The 21,533-nt window shown below is 59.2% G+C and carries 17 protein-coding genes; 5 read left to right on the top strand and 12 right to left on the bottom strand.

Annotated features, from left to right (window positions below; translation table 11 throughout):
- Positions 1-29: 29 nt before the first annotated feature.
- On the bottom strand, positions 30-992 hold the full coding sequence (locus C8K58_RS31220; protein ID WP_027607112.1) for a zinc-binding dehydrogenase: 963 nt from the start codon (positions 990-992) through the stop codon (positions 30-32).
- Positions 993-1,130: 138 nt separating this feature from the next.
- Between C8K58_RS31220 and C8K58_RS31215 the strand changes: the two genes are divergently transcribed.
- Together C8K58_RS31215 and C8K58_RS31210 are read left to right on the top strand one after the other, a co-directional pair.
- On the top strand, positions 1,131-3,212 hold the full coding sequence (locus C8K58_RS31215; RefSeq protein ID WP_169898467.1) for a carboxy terminal-processing peptidase: 2,082 nt from the start codon (positions 1,131-1,133) through the stop codon (positions 3,210-3,212).
- Positions 3,213-3,330: 118 nt separating this feature from the next.
- Positions 3,331-5,100, top strand: a complete 1,770-nt coding sequence (locus tag C8K58_RS31210) for a bifunctional diguanylate cyclase/phosphodiesterase (protein ID WP_043293707.1) — start codon at positions 3,331-3,333, stop codon at positions 5,098-5,100.
- Here the strand turns inward: C8K58_RS31210 and C8K58_RS31205 are convergent.
- The 4 genes from C8K58_RS31205 to C8K58_RS31190 form a co-directional block, all read right to left on the bottom strand.
- A complete protein-coding gene (locus tag C8K58_RS31205; RefSeq protein WP_005786715.1) occupies positions 5,097-5,468 on the bottom strand; it encodes a hypothetical protein in 372 nt (123 codons plus the stop codon). The two genes, C8K58_RS31210 and C8K58_RS31205, sit on opposite strands and share 4 nt — an antisense overlap.
- A complete protein-coding gene (locus tag C8K58_RS31200; RefSeq protein ID WP_027607109.1) occupies positions 5,465-5,803 on the bottom strand; it encodes a helix-turn-helix transcriptional regulator in 339 nt (112 codons plus the stop codon). Before C8K58_RS31200 ends, C8K58_RS31205 begins: the two co-directional genes overlap by 4 nt.
- Positions 5,804-5,896: 93 nt before the next feature.
- Positions 5,897-6,355 carry a YkvA family protein gene (locus C8K58_RS31195; RefSeq protein ID WP_027607108.1) on the bottom strand — a complete coding sequence of 153 codons (459 nt, stop codon included), beginning with the start codon at positions 6,353-6,355 and terminating at the stop codon, positions 5,897-5,899.
- Positions 6,356-6,667: 312 nt separating this feature from the next.
- Positions 6,668-7,399, bottom strand: coding sequence for an FKBP-type peptidyl-prolyl cis-trans isomerase (locus C8K58_RS31190; RefSeq protein ID WP_012723274.1), 732 nt, complete (start codon positions 7,397-7,399; stop codon positions 6,668-6,670).
- Between the two features lie 258 nt (positions 7,400-7,657).
- Between C8K58_RS31190 and C8K58_RS31185 the strand changes: the two genes are divergently transcribed.
- The gene (locus C8K58_RS31185; protein WP_108574871.1) at positions 7,658-9,466 is read left to right on the top strand and encodes a di-heme-cytochrome C peroxidase; all 1,809 of its coding nucleotides are present in this window, start codon (positions 7,658-7,660) and stop codon (positions 9,464-9,466) included.
- Complete coding sequence (locus C8K58_RS31180; RefSeq protein ID WP_108574870.1) at positions 9,463-10,629, top strand: catalase family protein; 1,167 nt, start codon at positions 9,463-9,465, stop codon at positions 10,627-10,629. Before C8K58_RS31185 ends, C8K58_RS31180 begins: the two co-directional genes overlap by 4 nt.
- Before the next feature lie 563 nt (positions 10,630-11,192).
- Here the strand turns inward: C8K58_RS31180 and C8K58_RS31175 are convergent.
- Entirely contained in the window at positions 11,193-12,092 is a 900-nt protein-coding gene (locus tag C8K58_RS31175) for a LysR substrate-binding domain-containing protein (protein ID WP_108574869.1), read from the bottom strand.
- 117 nt (positions 12,093-12,209) lie between these two features.
- On the opposite strand from C8K58_RS31175, the gene C8K58_RS31170 reads away from it, so the two are divergent.
- Positions 12,210-13,082, top strand: coding sequence for a PhzF family phenazine biosynthesis protein (locus C8K58_RS31170; RefSeq protein ID WP_108574868.1), 873 nt, complete (start codon positions 12,210-12,212; stop codon positions 13,080-13,082).
- Between the two features lie 291 nt (positions 13,083-13,373).
- Here the strand turns inward: C8K58_RS31170 and C8K58_RS31165 are convergent, their stop codons facing one another.
- The 6 genes from C8K58_RS31165 to ydcS form a co-directional block, all read right to left on the bottom strand.
- On the bottom strand, positions 13,374-15,518 hold the full coding sequence (locus C8K58_RS31165) for a methyl-accepting chemotaxis protein (protein WP_108574867.1): 2,145 nt from the start codon (positions 15,516-15,518) through the stop codon (positions 13,374-13,376).
- Positions 15,519-15,836: 318 nt separating this feature from the next.
- Positions 15,837-17,261 carry a gamma-aminobutyraldehyde dehydrogenase gene (locus C8K58_RS31160; RefSeq protein WP_108574866.1) on the bottom strand — a complete coding sequence of 475 codons (1,425 nt, stop codon included), beginning with the start codon at positions 17,259-17,261 and terminating at the stop codon, positions 15,837-15,839.
- 129 nt (positions 17,262-17,390) lie between these two features.
- Entirely contained in the window at positions 17,391-18,218 is an 828-nt protein-coding gene (locus tag C8K58_RS31155; protein ID WP_108574865.1) for an ABC transporter permease, read from the bottom strand.
- Positions 18,208-19,155, bottom strand: a complete 948-nt coding sequence (locus tag C8K58_RS31150) for an ABC transporter permease (RefSeq protein ID WP_108574864.1) — start codon at positions 19,153-19,155, stop codon at positions 18,208-18,210. The genes C8K58_RS31155 and C8K58_RS31150 overlap by 11 nt, the downstream gene beginning before the upstream one ends.
- 1 nt (position 19,156) lies before the next feature.
- Positions 19,157-20,194, bottom strand: coding sequence for an ABC transporter ATP-binding protein (locus tag C8K58_RS31145; RefSeq protein WP_108574863.1), 1,038 nt, complete (start codon positions 20,192-20,194; stop codon positions 19,157-19,159).
- Positions 20,195-20,352: 158 nt separating this feature from the next.
- Positions 20,353-21,504: a putative ABC transporter substrate-binding protein YdcS gene (ydcS, locus tag C8K58_RS31140; RefSeq protein ID WP_108574862.1), complete on the bottom strand. Its 1,152-nt coding sequence runs from the start codon at positions 21,502-21,504 to the stop codon at positions 20,353-20,355.
- Between the last annotated feature and the right edge of the window lie 29 nt (positions 21,505-21,533).

Here is a 21,533-nt window from a genome sequence, read left to right as displayed (position 1 = left end):
TCCCACATCGACCCTATTCCAATCCGGGATCAGGTCAGGCTTTCGTCAATCACCAACACCAGCTTCCCGGCAATCTGGTTAGTCGCCAACTCGGCAAACGCCGCCTCGGCATCCTTGATCGGGAACGTCCTGGCCAATTGCGGGCTCAGGCGACCTTCGGCAAACAACGGCCATACATGCTGGCTCAGCTCGCTGAACAGGTCGGCCTTGAACTGATCGTCACGGCTGCGCAGGGTCGAACCCAGCAGTTGCACACGCTTAGCCAGCACCTGGGCCAGGTCCAGTTGCGCCTCGCGGCCGCCCATCAAGCCGATCAACACCCAGCGACCGTCCAGCGCCAGCAGCTTGAGGTCCAGCGCGGCGTAGTTGCCGCCGACCGGATCGAGGATCACATCGAATGGCCCGAAATCCCGCAGCCCTTCGATACCGTCAGTGCGTACTACGCCGCCCTGGGCGCCCAGGTCTTCACAGTAGGCCAGGCGCTGCGCCGAGCCGACGCTGACCCAGCACGGGCTGCCAAATGCCTTGCACAGCTGGATGGCCGCCGAGCCCACGCCACTGGCGCCGGCGTGCAGCAACACTTTCTCACCGGGCTTGAGGCCCGCCAGTTGGAACAGATTGAGCCACGCGGTGCTGTACACCTCCGGCAGCGCCGCCGCTTCGACCAGCGACAGACCTTCCGGTACCGGCAGCACATGACGTGCATCCACCACCACTTCTTCGGCCATGCCGCCACCGGCCAGCAGTGCACAGACGCGATCGCCCACCTGCCAGGACGAACCCGGGCCCACTTCGCTGATCACCCCGGAACACTCCAGGCCCAGCACAGCACTGGCGCCAGGCGGTGGCGGATAGAGCCCTGCACGCTGCAATAAATCGGCGCGATTAAGGCCCGCAGCCGCCACGCGAATGCGAACTTGGCCTACATCACATGTAGGACTGGGTTCGTCCAACCACGCCACATGACCTTCAACGCCTTGCAATGCTTTCACAGTGCCTCCATAGTGAGTCTGGACTGAGCCCGTAGCAGTAGCGCCGGGCTTTTTGCATTATGCGACCGGCCCCTATGGAACCGGCAACTTCAAAGACGGCCTAATATGCGTTATCAATTGCCCCCGCGTCGAATCAGCATGAAGCATCTGTTCCCCAGCACCGCCCTCGCTCTTTTCATTGGTATCGGCTTCGCGTCGATGTCGACCAATACGCTCGCAGCCAACAGCTGGGACAACCTTCAGCCGGACCGCGATGAGGTGATTGCCAGCCTTAACGTCGTCGAGTTGCTCAAGCGTCATCACTACAGCAAGCCGCCGCTGGACGACGCGCGCTCGGTGATCATCTACGACAGCTACCTCAAGCTGCTGGATCCGTCGCGCAGCTACTTCCTGGCCAGCGATATCGCTGAGTTCGACAAGTGGAAGACGCAGTTCGACGACTTCCTCAAGAGCGGCGACCTGCAGCCCGGCTTCACCATCTACAAGCGCTATCTGGATCGCGTGAAAGCGCGTCTGGACTTCGCCTTGGGTGAGTTGGACAAGGGTGTCGACAAGCTCGACTTCACCCAGAAGGAAACCCTTCTGGTGGACCGCAAGGACGCGCCTTGGCTGACCAGCACCGCCGCCCTCGACGACCTCTGGCGCAAACGCGTCAAGGACGAAGTGCTGCGCCTGAAGATCGCCGGCAAAGAGCCCAAGGCCATCCAGGAGCTGTTGACCAAGCGCTACAAGAATCAACTGGCGCGCCTGGACCAGACCCGTGCCGAAGATATCTTCCAGGCCTACATCAACACCTTTGCGATGTCCTACGATCCGCACACCAATTATCTGTCTCCAGATAACGCGGAAAATTTCGATATCAACATGAGTCTGTCCCTGGAAGGCATCGGTGCCGTCCTGCAAAGCGACAATGACCAGGTGAAGATCGTGCGTCTGGTGCCGGCCGGTCCGGCAGACAAGACCAAGCAGGTGGCGCCTGCCGACAAGATCATCGGTGTGGCCCAGGCCGACAAAGAGATGGTCGATGTGGTCGGCTGGCGCCTGGACGAAGTGGTCAAGCTGATCCGCGGGCCGAAAGGCAGCGTGGTGCGCCTGGAAGTGATTCCGCACACCAATGCACCGAACGACCAGACCAGCAAGATCGTGTCCATCACCCGTGAAGCGGTGAAGCTCGAAGACCAGGCCGTGCAGAAGAAAGTCCTCAACCTCAAGCAGGATGGCAAGGACTACAAGCTGGGCGTGATTGAAATCCCGGCCTTCTACCTGGACTTCAAGGCCTTCCGTGCCGGTGACCCGGACTACAAGTCCACCACCCGCGACGTGAAGAAAATCCTTACCGAGCTGCAGAAGGAAAAAGTCGACGGCGTGGTCATCGACCTGCGCAACAACGGCGGCGGTTCCCTGCAGGAAGCCACCGAGCTGACCAGCCTGTTTATCGACAAGGGCCCGACCGTGTTGGTACGCAACGCTGACGGCCGTGTCGACGTGCTCGAAGACGAGAACCCGGGTGCCTTCTACAAAGGCCCGATGGCGTTGCTGGTCAACCGCCTGTCGGCTTCGGCTTCGGAGATTTTCGCCGGCGCCATGCAGGACTATCACCGTGCATTGATCATCGGCGGCCAGACCTTCGGCAAAGGCACCGTGCAGACCATCCAGCCGCTGAACCATGGCGAGCTCAAGCTGACGCTGGCCAAGTTCTACCGGGTGTCCGGGCAGAGCACCCAGCATCAGGGCGTACTGCCGGACATCGATTTCCCGTCGATCATCGACACCAAGGAAATCGGCGAAAGCGCCCTGCCGGAAGCCATGCCGTGGGACACCATCCGTCCTGCAATCAAGCCGGCCTCGGACCCGTTCAAGCCATTCCTCGCGCAGTTGAAGGCTGACCACGATACCCGCTCCGCCAAGGATGCCGAGTTTGTGTTCATCCGCGACAAGCTGGCCCTGGCCAAGAAGTTGATGGAAGAAAAAACCGTCAGCCTCAATGAAGTGGACCGTCGTGCACAGCACTCCGACATCGAAAACAAGCAACTCGCCTTGGAAAACATCCGCCGCAAGGCCAAGGGCGAAGAACCCCTCAAGGAGCTGAAGAAAGAAGACGAGGATGCGCTGCCGACCGAAGCGGATAAAACCAAGCCGGAAGACGACGCTTACCTGGCCGAGAGCGGCCGGATCCTGCTGGACTACCTGAAAATCACCAAACAGGTGGCCAAGCAGTAAATGATGGCGATTTAATGTGATCGCTCCCTGGAGTGTCATCATATAGACATCATTCTGTCGTGAAATGAAGGACCGTCGGCGTAACGCCCACGGTCCTTTTTTTTCGATCGAGATCGCCATGACCATGACCGAACAGCTGAGTGCATTGGGCTCTATCCTGGCTCAAGGCAGTTTGCACAGCCTGTTCCAACCGATCATCTGTCTGTCGGAACGGCGCATCCTCGGCTACGAGGCCCTCAGCCGCGGCCCGTCGAACAGCCCGCTGCACTCCCCCATCGCGCTGTTCTCGGTGGCGCGCCATGCCGGACGCCTCAGCGAACTGGAAATGGCCTGCCGCGAAAGCGCATGCCGCCGCTTCAGCGAGCAAAAGCTGCCGGGCAAGCTGTTCCTGAATGTCTCGCCCGAATCCTTGATGGAGACCGCTCATCAACCGGGCCGCACCCTGCAATTGCTGCGCGACTTCGGCATTCCGCCGAGCCAGGTGGTGATCGAACTCACCGAGCAGACCCCCACCGACGATTTCGACCTGCTGCAAACCGCCCTGCACCATTACCGCAACATGGGCTTTTCGATTGCCTTGGATGACTTGGGTGCCGGCTATTCCAGCCTGCGCTTGTGGTCGGAGCTGCGCCCGGATTACGTGAAGATCGACCGGCACTTTATCGACGGTATCCATCAGGATGCGCTCAAGCGTGAGTTTGTCGGCTCTATCCTGCAGATCGCCAGGGCCTCACGGGCCCAGGTGATCGCCGAGGGCATCGAATTGCCGGAAGAGCTGGCGGTATTGACCGAGATGGGCGTCGACCTGGTCCAGGGTTACCTGCTCTGCCGTCCACAGGAGCAGCCGCCACAGGAAGCGCGCCAGATGCTGCCCAAGCCCGACCAGGCCAATGTGGCCCTCAGCGAAGAAGCCGGCGACCTCAGCGCCCTGCTCAGCGAACAACCGGCGGTCGATCAGGACACCGCCACCGCCCAGGTGTTGGAGGCGTTCCGCCGCCAGGCTAACCTTAACTCCCTGGCGGTGCTGGATGGACGCGGCCACCCGGTAGGGATCGTGCACCGGCATTCACTCTCCGATGCGCTGCTCAAGCCGTTTGCCACCGACCTGTTTGCGCGCAAGCCCATCAGCCGGCTGATGAGTACGGATTTTCTGGCGGTGGAGTTGAGCCAGTCGCTGCAACAGGTCAGCCGCCTGCTGACCAGCCGCGCACGGCAACGTATCGAAGAAGATTTCATCATCACCCTCAATGGCGATTACCTCGGCCTGGGCCGGGTAATCGATGTACTCAAGCTGATCACCGAACTGAAAATCCAGCAGGCGCGCTATGCCAACCCGCTGACCCTGCTGCCCGGCAACGTGCCGATCCAGCAGTGCCTGACGCGACTGTTGCAGCAACAGCGGGAATCGGTGATTTGCTACGTGGATATCGACAGCTTCAAGCCGTTCAACGACATCTACGGCTACGGACGTGGGGATGAGGTGTTGCTGTGCCTGGCGCAGTGCCTGAACGACCGGGTCGACCCCAGCCGCGACTTTGTCGGGCACATCGGTGGCGATGACTTCCTGCTGGTATTGGGGCCACAGGATTGGCGCAAGCGGCTCAACCAGCTGCTGGACGATTTCCATACCCAGTGCCGGCGCTTCTACCGCGCCGAGCACCTCGACGCCGGCTGCTTCGTGGCGCTGAACCGCCAGGGCGTACGCCAGGAGTTTGCGTTGCTGTCATTGTCGATCGGGGTGGTGCATTTGTATCCACAGGCCTGTGGACAACTCGATGCCAGCCAGTTGGCGGAACTGGCCTCGCAGGCCAAGCACCATGCCAAGGATATGACCGGCTACAGTATCCACGTGATCGACAGCATGGACATGTTGCCCCAGGCACTTTAAGCCTCGGCAGACTCCGGATACTCGTATTCGAACACCCGCACCACTTCCGAGGCATGCCAGGAGGCGGCGGCCACACCATCGGACGGCCCGCTGAAACGCCCCAGGCGCTCCACACATTCAAAGAACCCGGTACGCGGCAGGCGACTGGCGCCCTGGCTGATCACCAGGGAGCTGCGCAACGGTTGCTCGGCCTTGGCGTCCAGCGCCGCCAGGTGCTCCAGGGCAGCGGCCAGGGTTTGCATCGCCGGCGTCGGAAACTGCAGGCGCTCCAACAGTGCCCGGTAGGTCAGCAGATGGCGCTGGCGGCGCGCCTGGTCCAGTTCGTTAAGTAACCCATCCCAATGTTGACGACTGATACGTAGGCTCAAGATTCATCCCTCCACCCTGTAACGCCCAATTCCCAGGCCAGGCTGCGGCGGATTGCGGCATCCGGCTGACGTTCACCACTTTCGATCAATCCGAGATACGAGGGGCTGATGCCCACGGTGCGGGCCAACGCTTCAATCGCCAGGCCCTTGGCTTCACGCAAGCCGCGCAGGTCTGCGAGCGGGCGCAAATCCTGGTCAGGTGCGGCGTGTGCAGTAGGAGAAGGCGTCGGTGAAGGCTGTTGCTGACCGGCGGCTTTTAGCAGCGCCTGGTACTGATCCCATGGCAACACCGCGTACTCGGGTTCGCCATTGCGTGAAATTATCTGAATATCCATGACCGCCCCGTAGGATAACTGCACTTACTGAGTAAGCTCTTTCCTTAGGAGTGTAATCCTAACAGCCACAAAGGTCGCAGGGGGATAGCCACGTCATCCGTTTTTTTGCGGGTTTTCCTTGGCCAGCAAGGCCGGGGTGGCAGGCAAACGCTCAACCACCGCGAGTTTTTCCGGGCGCTGTGCGTCACGCCAGGCGCGAAACGCGCTCAGTTCGCCTTCCAGGGTCTTCATGACCCACGCCAGTACCGCGATGTCGTCGAGCATGCCGAACATGGGGATAAAGTCCGGGATCGCATCAATCGGGCTGAGGAAATACATCAACCCCGCCACCACAGAGATCAGTGCCTTGGGGCTGATGGCCCGGTACTCGCCACGCCAGTAGGCCAGGCACAGGGATTGAAGCAACTTGAGATCATCCTTGAGCTTACCCAGGCGGTTGCCCTGGCTGGAGCCTTTGGCGGCGACAGCGAACAGCAGGGTCGGCAAACGTCCACGGCCCAGCAAGCGTGCAGCCATGGGCAGGAAACGGGTGAAATTGAAGGGTGGTTTCATCTGTCACTCCAGTTCCATCAAACAGAAAGGTTATCCACACAAATTGTGGATAACCTTGTGAACAGAGCCTGTTTTACCGGCTGAAAGCCACGTTCTACAAGGCTTCCAGTCAGATCGGGCGTTTTTTGCGCACATCAAAAAAACCCAAGAATTCATTGACTTGGCGCAGATGTGCCGATACCCGTACTCGAGCCTTACATCAGACTGTTACAGCGTACGGGCGTTCGATCGGATGTCTACAGGTACTGATTTTGAAAACCCCGAAAACAACAACGCCCCGTCAAGACGGGGCGTTGTGTGTTCAAGCGCCGATTACTTCTTGGCGGCAGGTGCAGCAGGGGCTTCAGCCTTGGCTGGGTCCTTGATGGCCAGCAGTTCCAGGTCGAATACCAGCACGGAGTTGGCCGGGATTGCCGGGCTCGGGCTCTGGGCGCCATAGGCCAGGTCGGACGGGATGTACAACTCGACCTTCTCGCCTACGTGCATCAGTTGCAGGCCTTCGACCCAGCCAGGAATCACGCCGCTGACCGGCAGGTCAATCGGGCTGCCGCGATCCACGGAGCTGTCAAAGGTGGTGCCGTTGGTGAGCTTGCCGGTGTAGTGAACAGTCACCACGTCAGTCGGCTTAGGCTGTGGGCCGTCGGCTTTCTTGGTGATCTTGTACTGCAGGCCGGAAGCGGTGGTGACTACGCCGTCTTTCTTGGCGTTGTCTTCGAGGAATTTCTTGCCGGCGGCTGCCGACTCTTCGCTCATTTTGGTCATGCGTTCTTCAGCACGCTTCTGCAGTGCGGCAAACGCTTCAACCAGTTCGTCGTCTTTGAGCTTCTGCTCTTTCTTGCCGACGGCATCTTCGATGCCCTGGGCTACCGCTTTGGAATCCAGGTCATCCATGCCTTCCTGGGCAAGGCTTTTGCCCATGTTCAGGCCGATGCCGTAGGAAGCTTTCTGCGCCGGGGTTTTCAGCTCTACGCTGGTCTGCGAATCACAACCCGCAAGTACCAGGCTAACCAGGGCCACCGCCGCCGCCAACCGATGCTGTTTCATGCTATTTCCTTGTTCATGCGCCAAAAGGGCATTCGAATAAAGTCGCGAGCTTATCAGGCGGCCACGACCAATGGCTACCGGCATGTGAGCAGGAAACTTCCGATAAGTTCACGTGTTTAAAAGCATTTTCATTCATTATGGGAGCCCGCGACGGATCGCGGGACCGCCTCTCATCTGACTCATGGCCACTTGCCGCACCCGTGGCGTAGTGGCATAACAACGCGACCACTCGACAAGGCCGAGACAAGGATAGCCATCTTGCGCATTTTTTCCCGTGTTTTACTGCTGATACTCATCGCGCTGGGCCTGATCCTGGCCGTGGTGCTGTACTACACCGTCAACCCCAGGCTGCCCGACTACGTGCCGGTGGAACAGGTGCACTACCAGGACCAATGGAGCGCCGCCGACCGCCAGACCTATTACTTCACGCCCCAGGGCACCCAAGTAAAAGGCCTGCACTACAACTGGTTCACCGCCCTGGAACTGCCGTTCTCCGAGCGGCGTTTTGCCACGCCGGAGTACCTGGCGCGCTTCGGTTTCCTGGTGGACCCCAAGCAGGTACCCACCACGCAAAACCCCGGCAACCTGCCCGTGGGCTTCGCCCGGCACAAAAACGCCGACAGCAACGTCGAGTACCTGGATATTACCTGTGCCGCCTGCCATACCGGCGAATTGCACTTCAAGGGCCAGGCCCTGCGTATCGACGGCGGCTCGGCCCAACACGTACTGCCTTCCAGCGTACCCACCTTGCGCGGTGGCAGTTTCGGCCAGGCCCTGGTCGCCAGCCTCGCCGCCACCTACTACAACCCCTGGAAATTCGAGCGGTTTGCCCGCCAGGTGCTGGGGGATCGCTACGACGCCGAGCACAGCCAGTTGCGCGAGGACTTCAAACAGTCGCTGAACCAGTTCCTCAAGGTCGCCTGGAACGACACCCACCGCGGCCTCTACCCCACCGAAGAAGGCCCGGGCCGCACCGACGCCTTTGGCCGGATCGCCAATGCCAGCTTTGGCGATGCCATTTCGCCAGACAACTACCGCGTCGCCAATGCGCCGGTGGACTACCCGCAGCTGTGGGACATCTGGACCTTCGACTGGGTGCAATGGAACGGCTCGGCCCAGCAACCCATGGCGCGTAATATCGGTGAAGCCCTCGGTGTAGGCGCGACGTTGAGCTTTTTCGACGCCGCCGGCCAACCGCTTCAGGGCGATGCGCGCTACCCGTCGAGCGTCAGGGTGCGTGACCTCAACCGGATCGAAGAAACCCTGCAACGCCTCAAACCACCGACCTGGCCCGAGGACTTGTTCGGCCCCGTCGACAAGCCCCTCGCCGCCCAGGGCCGCGCGCTGTTCGCCGAGAACTGCGCCGGCTGCCATGTGCCGGCCGTCACCGAGGAAAATGGCCGCCCGGTGCAGCAGCTGAAAATGCTGCCGGTGGCGTACATCGGCACCGACCCCGGTACCGCCAGCAACATTGCCGACCAGCGCTATGACCTCAGCGCCCTGCAGTGGGACCCGGCGGAACTGGCCAAGCTCAATGTCGAACTGCACCCCACCCCCACCGAGCCGCTGGACCTGAAGAAAATGTCCGTGGCCAAGGGCCTGGCCTACGTCACCGCCTTCGTCGAAGACCACGCCTACCGCGCCGCCGGCGTCACCCCGGCCGAGCGCCCGCGCCTGGATGGCTACGGCCTGCCCATTGGCGTGCGCGAGTTGCGTGCCTACAAGGCCCGCCCGCTGGCCGGTGTGTGGGCGACCCCGCCGTTCCTGCACAACGGCTCGGTGCCGACGATCTACCAGTTGCTCTCGCCTCAGGATGAACGCAGCACCACCTTCTATAAAGGCACCTTCAACTACGACCCGCGTCACCTGGGCTTTGAGACCGCAGCGTTCAAGAATGCCTTCCTGTTCGATACCAAACTCACCGGCAACCACAACAGCGGCCACGAATTCCGTGCAGGCAAGCGTGGCAATGGCGTTATCGGCCGCAGCTTGCTGCCGCAGGAACGCTGGGCACTGCTGGAATACCTCAAAGTGCTGGGCGGCCCGCTGGAGCAACAACTGCCATGATGATCCGATCTCGATACGACCAACCTTCCCTGCTCGCCCGCCTGTGGCTGCGCCTTGGCCGGTTTCTCGGCAAGACCCTGTTGTGGCTGGTGGGCCTGGGCCTGCTCGGCTGGCTGGCGAGCACGGCGTGGTTTGCCTGGCAGCACAGCGGACCGGTGTCGCCGGACGAGCAGATCCCTGCGGGTGAAGCGGCAATGACCCAGGGCATTATCCAGACCGCCGTGCGCATCGTTGACCAGCATCGCGAAGGCACGCGCTACCTGCGCGATGCCCACGCCAAGGCCCATGGTTGCGTGAAAGCGGAAGTCAGTGTGCTGGCCGATCTCGACCCGGCGTTGCGCCAGGGTGTATTTGCCGAACCAGGCAAGACCTGGCAGGCCATGATGCGCTTGTCCAACGGCAACGCCTACCCGCAGTTCGACAGCATCCGCGATGCCCGGGGCATGGCGCTCAAGTTGCTGGACGTGCCGGGCAAACAATTGCTCGCCGACCAGCAGGCCCGCACGGAACAGGACTTCGTGATGTTCAGCCACCCGAATTTCTTTGTCAGCGATGTGGCGGAGTACGCGCAGAACATCGGCGCCCAGGCGGATGGCAAGAAAGTCCTGGCGTTCTTCCCCAAGGCCGACCCGCGCAGCTGGCAGGTGCGTCACCTGTTTATCGCCCTGGCAACCCTGGCACCCGCACCGGCCAGCCCGACGCAGACCACCTATTTTTCGGTATCGCCCTACAAGTTCGGCGCGGCCAATGCCAAGTTCCGTGTGGCGCCCGACCCACAGGGCTGCCCGGAATACGCCCTGCCCAAGCAGAACCAGGACCTGCCGAACTTCCTGCGCAGCGCCTTGAGCCAGCAGCTGTCCACCGACCGCGTGCCGGCATGTTTCGTGTTGCAGATCCAGCGGCAGAACCCGCAGAAATTCATGCCGATCGAAGACACCAGCATCGAGTGGAAGGAGAGCGATGCGCCCTACGAGAGCGTAGCCAAGGTGCGGATCCCGGCCCAGGATTTCGATACGCCCGAGCAGAACCTGGCGTGCGACAACCAGTCGTTCAACCCATGGTTTGGCGTAGCCGAGCATCGGCCCATCGGTGGCATCAATCGCTTGCGCAAGGCGGTGTATGAAGCGGTCAGCGATTACCGCCACAGCCGCAACGCCCCGTAAAGACTGCGTAACAACGGGCCCGGCGTCGTAAGGATTGCGTCGGGTCTATTGAGGCGCTTTCGTCGTAACTCTACCGTGGACGCCTACTCCATCACGTAGGAAGCCCATCGTGGAAAGCTCAACCCTAGGCATGATCGTCCTGACCATAATCGCCGTGTTCGGCACTGCGTCTTTTTGCTTCGAGCACTTGGCCACGCGCCAGCCACGCAAGAAAAAGGTCAGGTAGCGTCAGCGCAAAGGCAAGGCGTAGAAAGATCAAATCGCAGGCCAAAAAAAGCCCGCTCAATGAGCGGGCTTTCTGTGGTGACCTGGCGTTCAGTGGGCCAGGTGACCGAATATGGCGCAGCGGACGGGATCATGACTCATCCTCTAACCAGTTGATTTGAAGCAGCTTCAAGCTGAAAAACCATAACATGTGTACTTGAATATGTACTTATTTTCCTTGGCTGACAAGCGCCATTATTCATCGGTTCGAGTCGCTATGGAAGACGGTTTGATCAGGCCAAGCAGTCAGATCAATCGCCTGACCCAGTCGTTTTAAAACGTTTCGTCAATGATCAGATCTAGGTTAGACCATTTGAGCCAAGAGCCGTCTGGAACCACTCTCGAATAGTAGCGATGTCAGCGCGCATCTCGACGCCTACCGCACAGACGAAATGGTAGGCGTCGCCCGCGAGTTGCTCGGAAAATGGCGCTACTAACAAGCCGGCAGCCAGTGCATCGGCTAACAGCACTCGGCTCGCAATAACCACACCCTGTCCCGCAATGGCTGCCTGAACAGCCAATAGGCTATCGGGAAACCGAGGGCCGGCATTGGTATTGATACCCGCTAGCCCAGCTCGCGCACACCATTGGGACCAATCTGGTTCAGGGGTCGGCCGATTGAGTCCCTCGATATGAATGAGGTTCGCATGCTGCAAATCATCAAGGAGAGAAAGGCCTAACCTCGGACTACAAACCGGCATCATCACATCGGCGCAAAGAAATGTAGTGACGACGCCTGGAAAGGGACCACGTCCGTAACGTATAGCAGCCTCGATGCCACCCGGCCGCAAGTCTTCCGTGATATTCGAGGTATGCAGCCGTAAATCGATCATCGGAATAGCTCGACGCATTGTGTCCAGTCGCGGCACCAGCCAATGGCTCAAAAATGCGGTCGTGGACGAGAGAGTAACCGTCCTAGGGGCCATATCCGCCAGTAGCCGCGCGGCAACCCTTTCGATCTCTCCGAAACCAGCGGCTACGGCTTCGTAGAGAGCCTTGCCCTGCGGCGTTAACGCCACCGCTCTGGGAGACCGGTCGAGAACACGCAGCCCCATATATGCCTCAAGTAGCTTTATCTGGTGGCTGATAGCTGTCGGCGTCACTGACAGATCTTCCGCCGCCGCCTTGAAGCTCGCCCGCCGGGCCACAGCTTCGAACGCCCGAAGAGCGGACAGAGGTGGTAAACGCGAACGACTCATGCTGAATCCTTCTCATCTTTAAGCTTAGAATTTAGAATTTTTCCCTTTAAAAAAAGGGGAATAGAATATTTCGACACGACCCTATCAAGATAAACTCATTTAGGTCAGGTGGGAAAAATGGTCGAGCTAGCAGCAGGCCTCATAGACGTATTTGCAGACTCAGCCTTGACGGGCAATCCGCTGGCCGTGGTGCAGGGCGCTGATGACCTGAGTGATGATGAAATGCGGCGTATCGCTGGTGAATTTAATCAGGCAGAAACCACTTTCATAATCCGCAGTACTTGCGCCGATTGGAAATTGCGGTCATTCACCGCTAGCGGCGCTGAGGTGTTTGGTGCCGGGCACAATGCGCTTGGCGCCTGGCTCTGGCTTGGAGAGCTTGGGAAGCTTGGCTCACTGGCAATCGCGCGAACTTTTCAGCAGGAAATTGGCCAGGAGGTTCTGCCGATTGAGCTTGAGCTAATCGAAGGTCGTGTCCATGGCCGTATGCGGCAGACGTCATTGCGCTTGTCAGACGCGCTGATTGATGTCGCTCCTCTAGCCGACGCGCTTGGACTCCTTCTCAACGACATCCTGTGTGAGCCACCTCCGCGTCCCGCTGACACAGGCGCAGCCCATCTTATGGTGCGCGTGCGTAATCCCGCTACGGTCGATGCAGCGCTCCCAGACGCTGGCAAGCTGCTTGCTGTTCTGGGGAAAACAGTGGCCGAAGGGTGCTACGTCTACGCCTTCGAGGCTGACACACCAAGTGTAGCCTACGCTCGATTTTTCAATCCCACCGTAGGCTTGTGGGAAGATTCTGCAACTGGAACTGCTGCTGGACCGCTGGCAGCTTATCTCGCAGCCACAGGAAATCTGCAGAACAATGAACTCGCGATTGAACAGGGGACAAAGATGGGCCGGCGCAGTTTTTTGCACATCCGATTGACACCCGAGCCGGAACTTTCTGGGGCAGGGATCATAGTTTTGCGTGGCGTGATCCGGCTTTGACACTGATCACGAGGACGCTGCAAGGGGTTCTTCAGCGACCGCGATAGCGCGGCGAGTTTCAACCGCCCCCATCTTGGAAAAGTACCAATGACTTCATCCGTGACAGGGTTGTGCATCTTGATGGTCTATCCGCTATCTGCAGCGATTCACTCTCCGTCAACGTACGCCTCATTGCGGAGCAACGAAGTCGCTTTAAGCTGCATTTTTGTTCCCCTTATTTGCTCCAATGATATTCTGAACCAATCGCTCTCTAGGCATATGAAAAAAATTATCGACAACGAACGCATCAGCTCAAACTCGGAACTGATCGATCAACTTCATTTGTTGTGACGACAGGGCGTTGAGCTGACTGCTCACCTGGGCCGACTCGGCTGCTTGTCCTGTCAGGGTTTCAGTGACGCTACGGATTGCTGAGACATTGCGGTTGACCTCCTCGGCCACTGTGCTTTGTTGCTCGGCGGCACTGGCGATCTGCAGGTTCATGTCACTAATAACCGTGATCGCGTCGCTGATGCGGTCCAGTGCCTGCACGGCATGATTGATCTGCCCAGCATTTTCCTGCGCCTTGCCGTGACTGGAATGCATCGTCGTAACCACGCCACGGGTATTGCTCTGTATGCAGTCGATGACTTGGCGAATTTCCTCAACTGAGTCCTGGGTACGTCGGGCGAGGTTGCGTACTTCGTCTGCAACCACCGCGAAACCGCGACCACTTTCGCCGGCACGGGCCGCTTCGATGGCAGCGTTAAGGGCTAACAGATTGGTCTGTTCGGCAATGCTTCGGATCACTTCCAACACCGAACCAATCTGCTCGCTGTTGACCGCTAGAGCTTCGACTTCACCAACAGCCTTACTCACCTCTTCAGCTAGCGAGTTGATATCCCGAGTACTGCGCTGAATGATGGCCATTCCGTCCCTGGCCGACTGGCCCGCACCACGGGCTGCTCTGGCGGCGCTCGACGCATTGTTCGCAACATCGTGGGCCGTGGCGCTCATTTCGTTAGACGCTGTGGCGACCTGGTCGATTTCGCGGAACTGGATCTGCATACCCTCACTGGTCTGGCGGGCAATTGCCGACGACTGGTCGGCGGTAGCCCGTGCTTCAGTGATGCTTTGCTTGATCTGAGCGATGATTGGCTGCAGCTTGTCTAGGAAGCGGTTAAACCAACTGACCAGTTCGCCCAGCTCATCCTGCTTGTGGTACTTCAGACGCTGGGTCAAGTCGCCATCGCCACTCGCGATATCCTTGAGCATGGCGGCAACCTGGTTGATCGGGCGAGTGACGCTAGAGGCCGCCAACCACATCAAAAGCAGCCCACCCAGCCCAGCAAGGCTTGCGACTAGAAGGGCCTTGAGGGCTCCAGTGTTCTTCGCGTCATCCAGAATGACCTGCAGTTTTTCAGAGTCGGCCAGCAGTACCTGCTCCGGCAAGTCGATGATCACTGCCCAAGGTTTAGCATCGGGAATCGGTGCGACAGGAAAGACCGCGCGTATTATGTGCCCTTGTTGGAGCACCTGCGATTCTCCGGTGGCAAGCTGCTGTTTCACCTGGCGAGCATCGTCGCCCAAGGCTTCATCAAGGTTTTTGCCAATCATGGCAGCGTCATTACTGTGGGCCGCAAGTAAGCCAGCATGGGAGGCGATTAGCATGTGGCCGGCGCCCTTGAACAGCTCGCGCTGGGACTCTGCTGCCGAAGCCTGCAATGAGTCCAGCGCGACGTCGACCCCCAGCACACCAAGCACCTTGCCCTCGACCGTGACTGGGACGGTGACAGTAGTCATCATCACCATCTGTTTGCTGGTACCCACAGTGTCGGAATACGGCTCTAGCAAACAGGTGCGCCCACTGTCTTTCGTACAGGTATACCAAATGTTGTTCGGCGTCCCGCTGAGGTTAAGATCAGTTCTCTTCAACGATTTTTCAGCAATGAGGGTGTGTACCGCCGGCCCATTGGCGCGACTCCAATAGCTTGAGAATCGTCCACTGTCATTACCACCACGTGCTAGATCGTTAACGAAGTCGCTATCTCTGCCATCCAGCGCATTGGGCTCGAAGGACAGCCAAATGCCGAAAGCCTTAGTGTTACGATCAAAGGTAGTTTTCAGAGCCCGGTCGATTTCTTCACGTATGCTAGCGGCATTCATCGAGCGTGCCTGGCCCATGCTCCGTAGATCCCGAACCTGGTCGTTCAACGCATTGAGCACCAATAAGCTTTCGCCAAAGTTCTTCTGTATTGATATGGCTTTTTCGACGGCAATGGCCCGCAGCAGGTTTTGCACACTCTGAGTCAGCATGCGTGAGCTGGCATCGCCGACCACCTGATTACTCTGGCGCGATTGATACAGGTTCATGCCAACAACTATCGCCACTACAGCGAGCAGGCACAGCCCGGACAACAGGACAATTTTCAGACGAATTGAAAGCTTGTCGAACATGAGGATTCTCGCGAAAGATGACAAATTTTGGACACCAGGGGCATCACACGTAGAGGGAGGACTAAAGATCTTCCAGATAACGACTCAACTCACGTGAGGCTTGATTGCGCCGCCGATTGCGGTCGATAAGCAGCAGAGACTCACTGGCACCTGCTAGGCCTAGGTGGTCACCACAAGCCTCATCGCCCACATCCGTTGCGCAATATCATTCAGTGCCTCATCCCATAAAATGGGTGCTGCCCTTTTTGGGTTCGTCCGACACATAAGCTGTCAAGTCAGCCCGGGTGATCGACCGGTTCTGCGACCTTCTTCAATAGCTTAGTGCTTGAACATCACATGCCGAACGACGGTGTAGTCCTCCAACCCGTACATGGACATGTCCTTGCCATACCCGGACAGTTTCTGACCTCCGTGGGGCATTTCGCTGACCAGCATGAAGTGCGTATTCACCCACGTGCAGCCGTACTGCAAACGTGCGGACAAGCGATGCGCGCGACCGACGTCCGACGTCCAGACCGAAGAGGCCAGGCCGTAGTCCGAATCGTTGGCCCAACCCAGCACCTGCGCTTCATCGGTGAATTGGGTCACCGAGACCACCGGCCCGAACACCTCACGACGAACAATCTCGTCGTCCTGCTGAGCGTCGGCCAACACCGTCGGTTCGAAGAAGAAGCCTTTGCCTTCCACGGCCTTGCCGCCAGTGATCAAACGGATGTGCGATTGCGCCACGGCACGCTCGACTAACCCGGCCACGCGGTCGCGGTGTTGCGCGGTGATCAACGGACCGAGCTCGGTCGACGGATCATCCTGCAAGCCGTATTTGATGCTGCTGACCGCTTTGCCGAGTTTCTCGACGAACCTGTCGTAGATGCCTTCCTGCGCGTAGATGCGACATGCGGCAGTGCAATCTTGCCCGGCGTTGTAGAAGCCGAACGTGCGAATGCCTTCCACGGCGGCGTCGATGTCGGCGTCATCGAAGATGATCACCGGGGCCTTGCCGCCCAGTTCCATGTGCATGCGTTTGACGCTGTCGGCGGTGCTGGAAATGATGTTCGAACCGGTGGCGATCGAACCAGTCAACGAAACCATGCGCACTTTCGGGTGCGTGACCAGCGGGCTGCCGACGCTAGGACCACGGCCGAATACCAGGTTGAGCACACCAGCCGGGAATATCTCCGACGCCAACTCAGCCAGACGCAGCGCGGTCAGCGGAGTTTGTTCCGACGGCTTGAGCACCACGGTATTACCGGCAGCCAATGCTGGGGCGATTTTCCAGGCGACCATCATTAGCGGGTAGTTCCACGGCGCGATGGAGGCGATCACGCCGACCGGGTCGCGCCGGATCATCGAGGTGTGGCCGTGCAGGTATTCACCACCCGCCGAGCCGCTCATGCAACGGCTGGCGCCGGCGAAGAAACGGAACACGTCGGCAATCGCCGGGATCTCGTCGTTCAGCGCAGCGTTGTAAGGCTTGCCGCAGTTGTCCGACTCCAGTTTGGCCAGCCCTTCGCCATGGGCTTCGATGGCGTCGGCGAGTTTGAGCAGCAGCAGCGAGCGTTCTTTCGGGGTGGTTTGCGACCAGCTTTCAAAGGCGCTATCGGCGGCGCGCACCGCCGCATCTACCTGGGCTTCGCTGGCTTCGTTGATTTCCGTTAAGACACGTCCCAGCGCAGGGTTGAACACTGGTTGGGCGGGGCCTTCGCCGTCGACCAATTGGCCGTTGATCAAGAGTTTGGTTTGCATGGCTTTATCCTCATCGACGCAATTCTTGTTTTCCGCGCGGGCGTGCTTGCCCGCGATGGCGTCTCTGAAAACGCCAAACGCATCGCAAGCAAGCTCGCACAAAGGGGATAGTTGTTATCAGTTACTGTTCTATTTACCGCCACTACCCGCAACACTTTCGCCGCCACGGGTCAGGTAATAGGCGCCGAGAATCGGCAACATGGTCACCATCATCACCAGCATCGCGACGACGTTGGTCACCGGCACGTCGCGTGGGCGGCTGAGCTGGTTGAGCAGCCACAGTGGCAGGGTACGTTCGTGGCCAGCGGTGAAGGTGGTGACGATGATCTCGTCGAACGAAAGCGCAAACGCCAGCATGCCGCCGGCCAGCAAGGCCGAACCAAGACTCGGCAGGACGATGTAGCGGAAAGTCTGCCAACCGTCGGCACCGAGGTCCATCGAGGCTTCGATCAAACTGTGCGAGGTGCGACGCAACCGGGCGATGACGTTGTTGTAAACGATCACCACACAAAAGGTCGCGTGGCCGACGATGATGGTGAACATCCCGGGCTCGATCCCCAGTGTCTTAAAGGTCGCCAGCAACGCGATCCCGGTAATGATCCCCGGCAGGGCAATTGGCAAAATCAGCATCAGCGAGATGCCTTGCTTGCCGAAGAACTCCCGACGGTACAACGCCGCCGATGCGAGTGTGCCGAGGACCATCGCAATCAATGTCGCAATGGCGGCGATTTGCGCCGAGAGCTTGATCGCCTCCAGTACATCGGGGCGCGAAAACGCCACGCTGAACCAGTGCAGGGTGAAGCCCTTGGGCGGAAAGCTGAACGCCGCTTCTTCGGTGTTGAAGGCGTAGAGGAAGATGATCAGGATCGGGAAGTGCAGAAACACCAACCCGCCCCACGCGGCGATTTTTAGGCCCAGGGAGGCCTGGTCGCCCTGTTTGATTGGCTTAGAGCGCATCGAAGGCCCCCATGCGTTTAACGATGGTCAGGTAAATGGCGATCAGCACAATCGGCACCAGCGTGAACGCGGCGGCCATCGGCATGTTGCCGATCGCGCCTTGCTGGGCGTAGACCATGCTGCCGACGAAGTAGCCCGGCGGGCCCACCAGTTGCGGCACGATGAAGTCGCCCAAGGTCAGCGAGAACGTGAAGATCGAACCGGCCGCAATGCCCGGTATCGACAGCGGCAAAATCACCTGCATAAACGTCTGGCGCGGCTTGGCGCCCAAGTCGGCCGAGGCTTGCAACAGCGACGGCGGCAGACGTTCCAGCGAGGCCTGGATCGGCAGGATCATGAACGGAAGCCAGATGTAGACGAACACCATGAACCTGCCCAGGTGCGAGGTCGACAAGGTGCTACCACCCACGCCTGGAATGCCAAGGACAAATTGCAGCACAGGCTCCAGTCCCAAGTGCTGAACGAACCACTGCGCCACGCCACCCTTGGCCAGCAGTAAGGTCCAGGCATACGCCTTGACGATGTAACTGGCCCACATCGGCATCATCACCGCGATGTAGAAAAAAGCCTTGGTCTTGCCAGTGGTGTAACGCGCCATGTAGTAGGCAATCGGGAACGCGACGATGGCGCTGGCGATCGACACGACAATCGCCATGCTAAGCGTGCGCAGGATGATGTCGAAGTTCGAAGGCTGAAACAGTGCGGCGAAGTTCGCCAGGGTCAGGTCAGGGGTGACCGCCATGGTGAAGTCATCGAAGGTGTAGAAACCTTGCCACAACAATACCAACAACGAGCCGAGGTAGATCGCGCCGAACCACAACAGCGGCGGCACCAGCAGCAGCGACAAATAGAAGTTGGGCCGGCGATACAGCAGGTTGGAAAACCGGCGCAACGGCGAGCCGATGGCTGACGATTGAGAGATAGCCAAGGTGTTCATGTCACACCCCGCCTGCAACATTGTCGTGCAGCGGGATCATCGCCTCGCGCGCCCAGCGTGCGCTGATGCGCTGCCCGGTCTGATGCTGGGCGCTGGTGTCCAACCACTGACTGTTAGCCTGGCTGATGCTCAGGGTCTGGCCGTTTTCCAGTTTCACTTCATAGCGCGTGGCGCTGCCTTGGTATTGGATGTCATGCAGCAAGCCGCTGACTTCGATCTCATGGCTGGCCAACGAACCTTCGGCGAAACGCACGTGTTCCGGGCGAATCGAAAACGGCTGAGGATTGCCGCTCAACTGCTTCGCCAGATCGCCGCGAATCACGTTGGAGGTGCCGACGAACTCGGCAACAAACGTGGTCGCTGGCTTCATGTACAGGTTGCGCGGGGTGTCGACCTGTTCGATTCGACCCTTATTGAACACCGCCACACGGTCGGACATCGACAGCGCTTCGGTCTGGTCGTGGGTCACGAAGATAAAGGTGATGCCGAGTTGGCGTTGCAGCTTTTTCAGCTCACTTTGCATCTGCTCGCGCAGCTTCAGGTCCAGTGCGCCGAGGGGTTCGTCGAGCAGCAGTACACGTGGACGGTTGACCAAGGCGCGGGCCAAGGCCACACGCTGGCGCTGACCGCCGGAGAGTTGCACTGGCTTGCGCTCGCCATAGCCGCCGAGGGCGACCATGTCTAGGGCTTCTTCGGCGCGCTTCAGGCGTTCAGCCTTGCCGACGCCTTTGACTTTCAAACCGTAGGCGACGTTGTCGCGAACGTTCATGTGCGGGAACAGCGCGTAATCCTGGAACACGGTGTTCACGTCACGTTGATACGGCGGCAGCCCGGCGGCTTCTTCGCCATGAATGCGGATCGAGCCTGCACTCGGTTGTTCAAAACCGGCGATCAGACGCAGACAGGTGGTTTTGCCCGAGCCGGAAGGGCCGAGCATGGAAAAAAACTCACCGTCCTGGATGTCGATGGAAACCCGGTCAACGGCTTTCACTTCGCCGAACTGACGGGAAACGTGAGTGAATTGGACTGCAAGCGTCATGGTGCGGTGCTCCAAAAAGGCGCGGGCCGTCGCAGCGGCCCTGCCTGGACTTCTGAAAAATCTGTAATCGAGATCGTGTATGTGTGGCTGGAATACTTATTGTGGCGAGGAGGATTTCCCCCTCAGGACAAAAGCTCCTTTGCCACAGAGACTCTGTGTTAACGACCGCCCATAATCGCGATGTAGTCCTTAGTCCAGCGGCTGTACGGCACGAAATTGCCGCCTTCTGCCTGCGGGGTTTTCCAGAAGGCGATTTTTTCGAACTGGTCGAAACCGTTGGTCTTGCAGCCTTCGGCGCCAAGCAGTTCGCTCTCCTTGCACGCCGCCGGAACCGCTGGCAACGAGCCGAACCATGCGGCGACGTCACCCTGGACTTTCGGTTGCAGTGACCAATCCATCCACTTGTAAGCGCAGTTCGGGTGCTTGGCCTCAGCGTGCAGCATGGTGGTGTCAGCCCAGCCGGTGGCACCCTCTTTCGGGATGGTCGAAGCGATCGGTTGCTTCTCGTTCATCAGGCCGTTTACCTGATACGGCCAGGCGCTGGACGCGACCACGCCTTCGTTTTTGAAGTCACTCATCTGCACGGTGGTGTCGTGCCAGTAGCGGTGAATCAGCGGCTGCTGGGCGCGTAACAGATCGAGCACGGCCTTGTATTGGGTTTCGGTCAGCTCGTACGGGCTCTGGATGCCCAATTCCGGCTTAGTAGTTTTCAGGTAAAGCGCGGCGTCAGCGATGTAGATCGGACCGTCATACGCCTGCACGCGCCCCTTGTTCGGCTTGCCGTCCGACAGGTTTTGCGCGTCGAACACCACGTTCCAGCTGGTCGGCGCGGTTTTGAACACGTTGGTGTTATACATCAGCACGTTCGGCCCCCATTGATACGGGGTGCCGTAAGTCTGTTTGTTGACCACGTACCACGGCGCATCTTTGAGCCGCGGGTCGATGCTTTTCCAGTTCGGGATCAACGCGGTATTGATCGGCTGAACACGCTTGCCGACGATCAATCGTAACGACGCATCGCCCGACGCGGTGACCAAATCGTACCCACCCTTGGCCATCAGGCTGACCATTTCATCGGAGGTGGCGGCGGTTTTCACGTTGACCTTGCAGCCGGTTTCTTTCTCGAAACCGGTCACCCAGTCATAGGCCTTGTCGCTCTCGCCACGTTCGATGTAGCCCGGCCAGGCGACGATATCCAACTGGCCTTCGCCGGCACCGACGGCTTTCAGCGGTTCGGCGGCCTGGATACTGGCACTGGCCAGCAGCGCGGTGGTGATTGCACTGAACAGTGCAGTTTTGTGCACAAACATGGTTTTCCCTCTTCTTTAATTATGGTCGG

This window comes from Pseudomonas sp. GV047 (genome assembly GCF_003058245.1).
Lineage (GTDB): Bacteria > Pseudomonadota > Gammaproteobacteria > Pseudomonadales > Pseudomonadaceae > Aquipseudomonas > Aquipseudomonas marginalis.
Note: the sequence above shows the minus strand (reverse complement) of the source record. Positions and strands in the feature narration are given on the sequence as shown.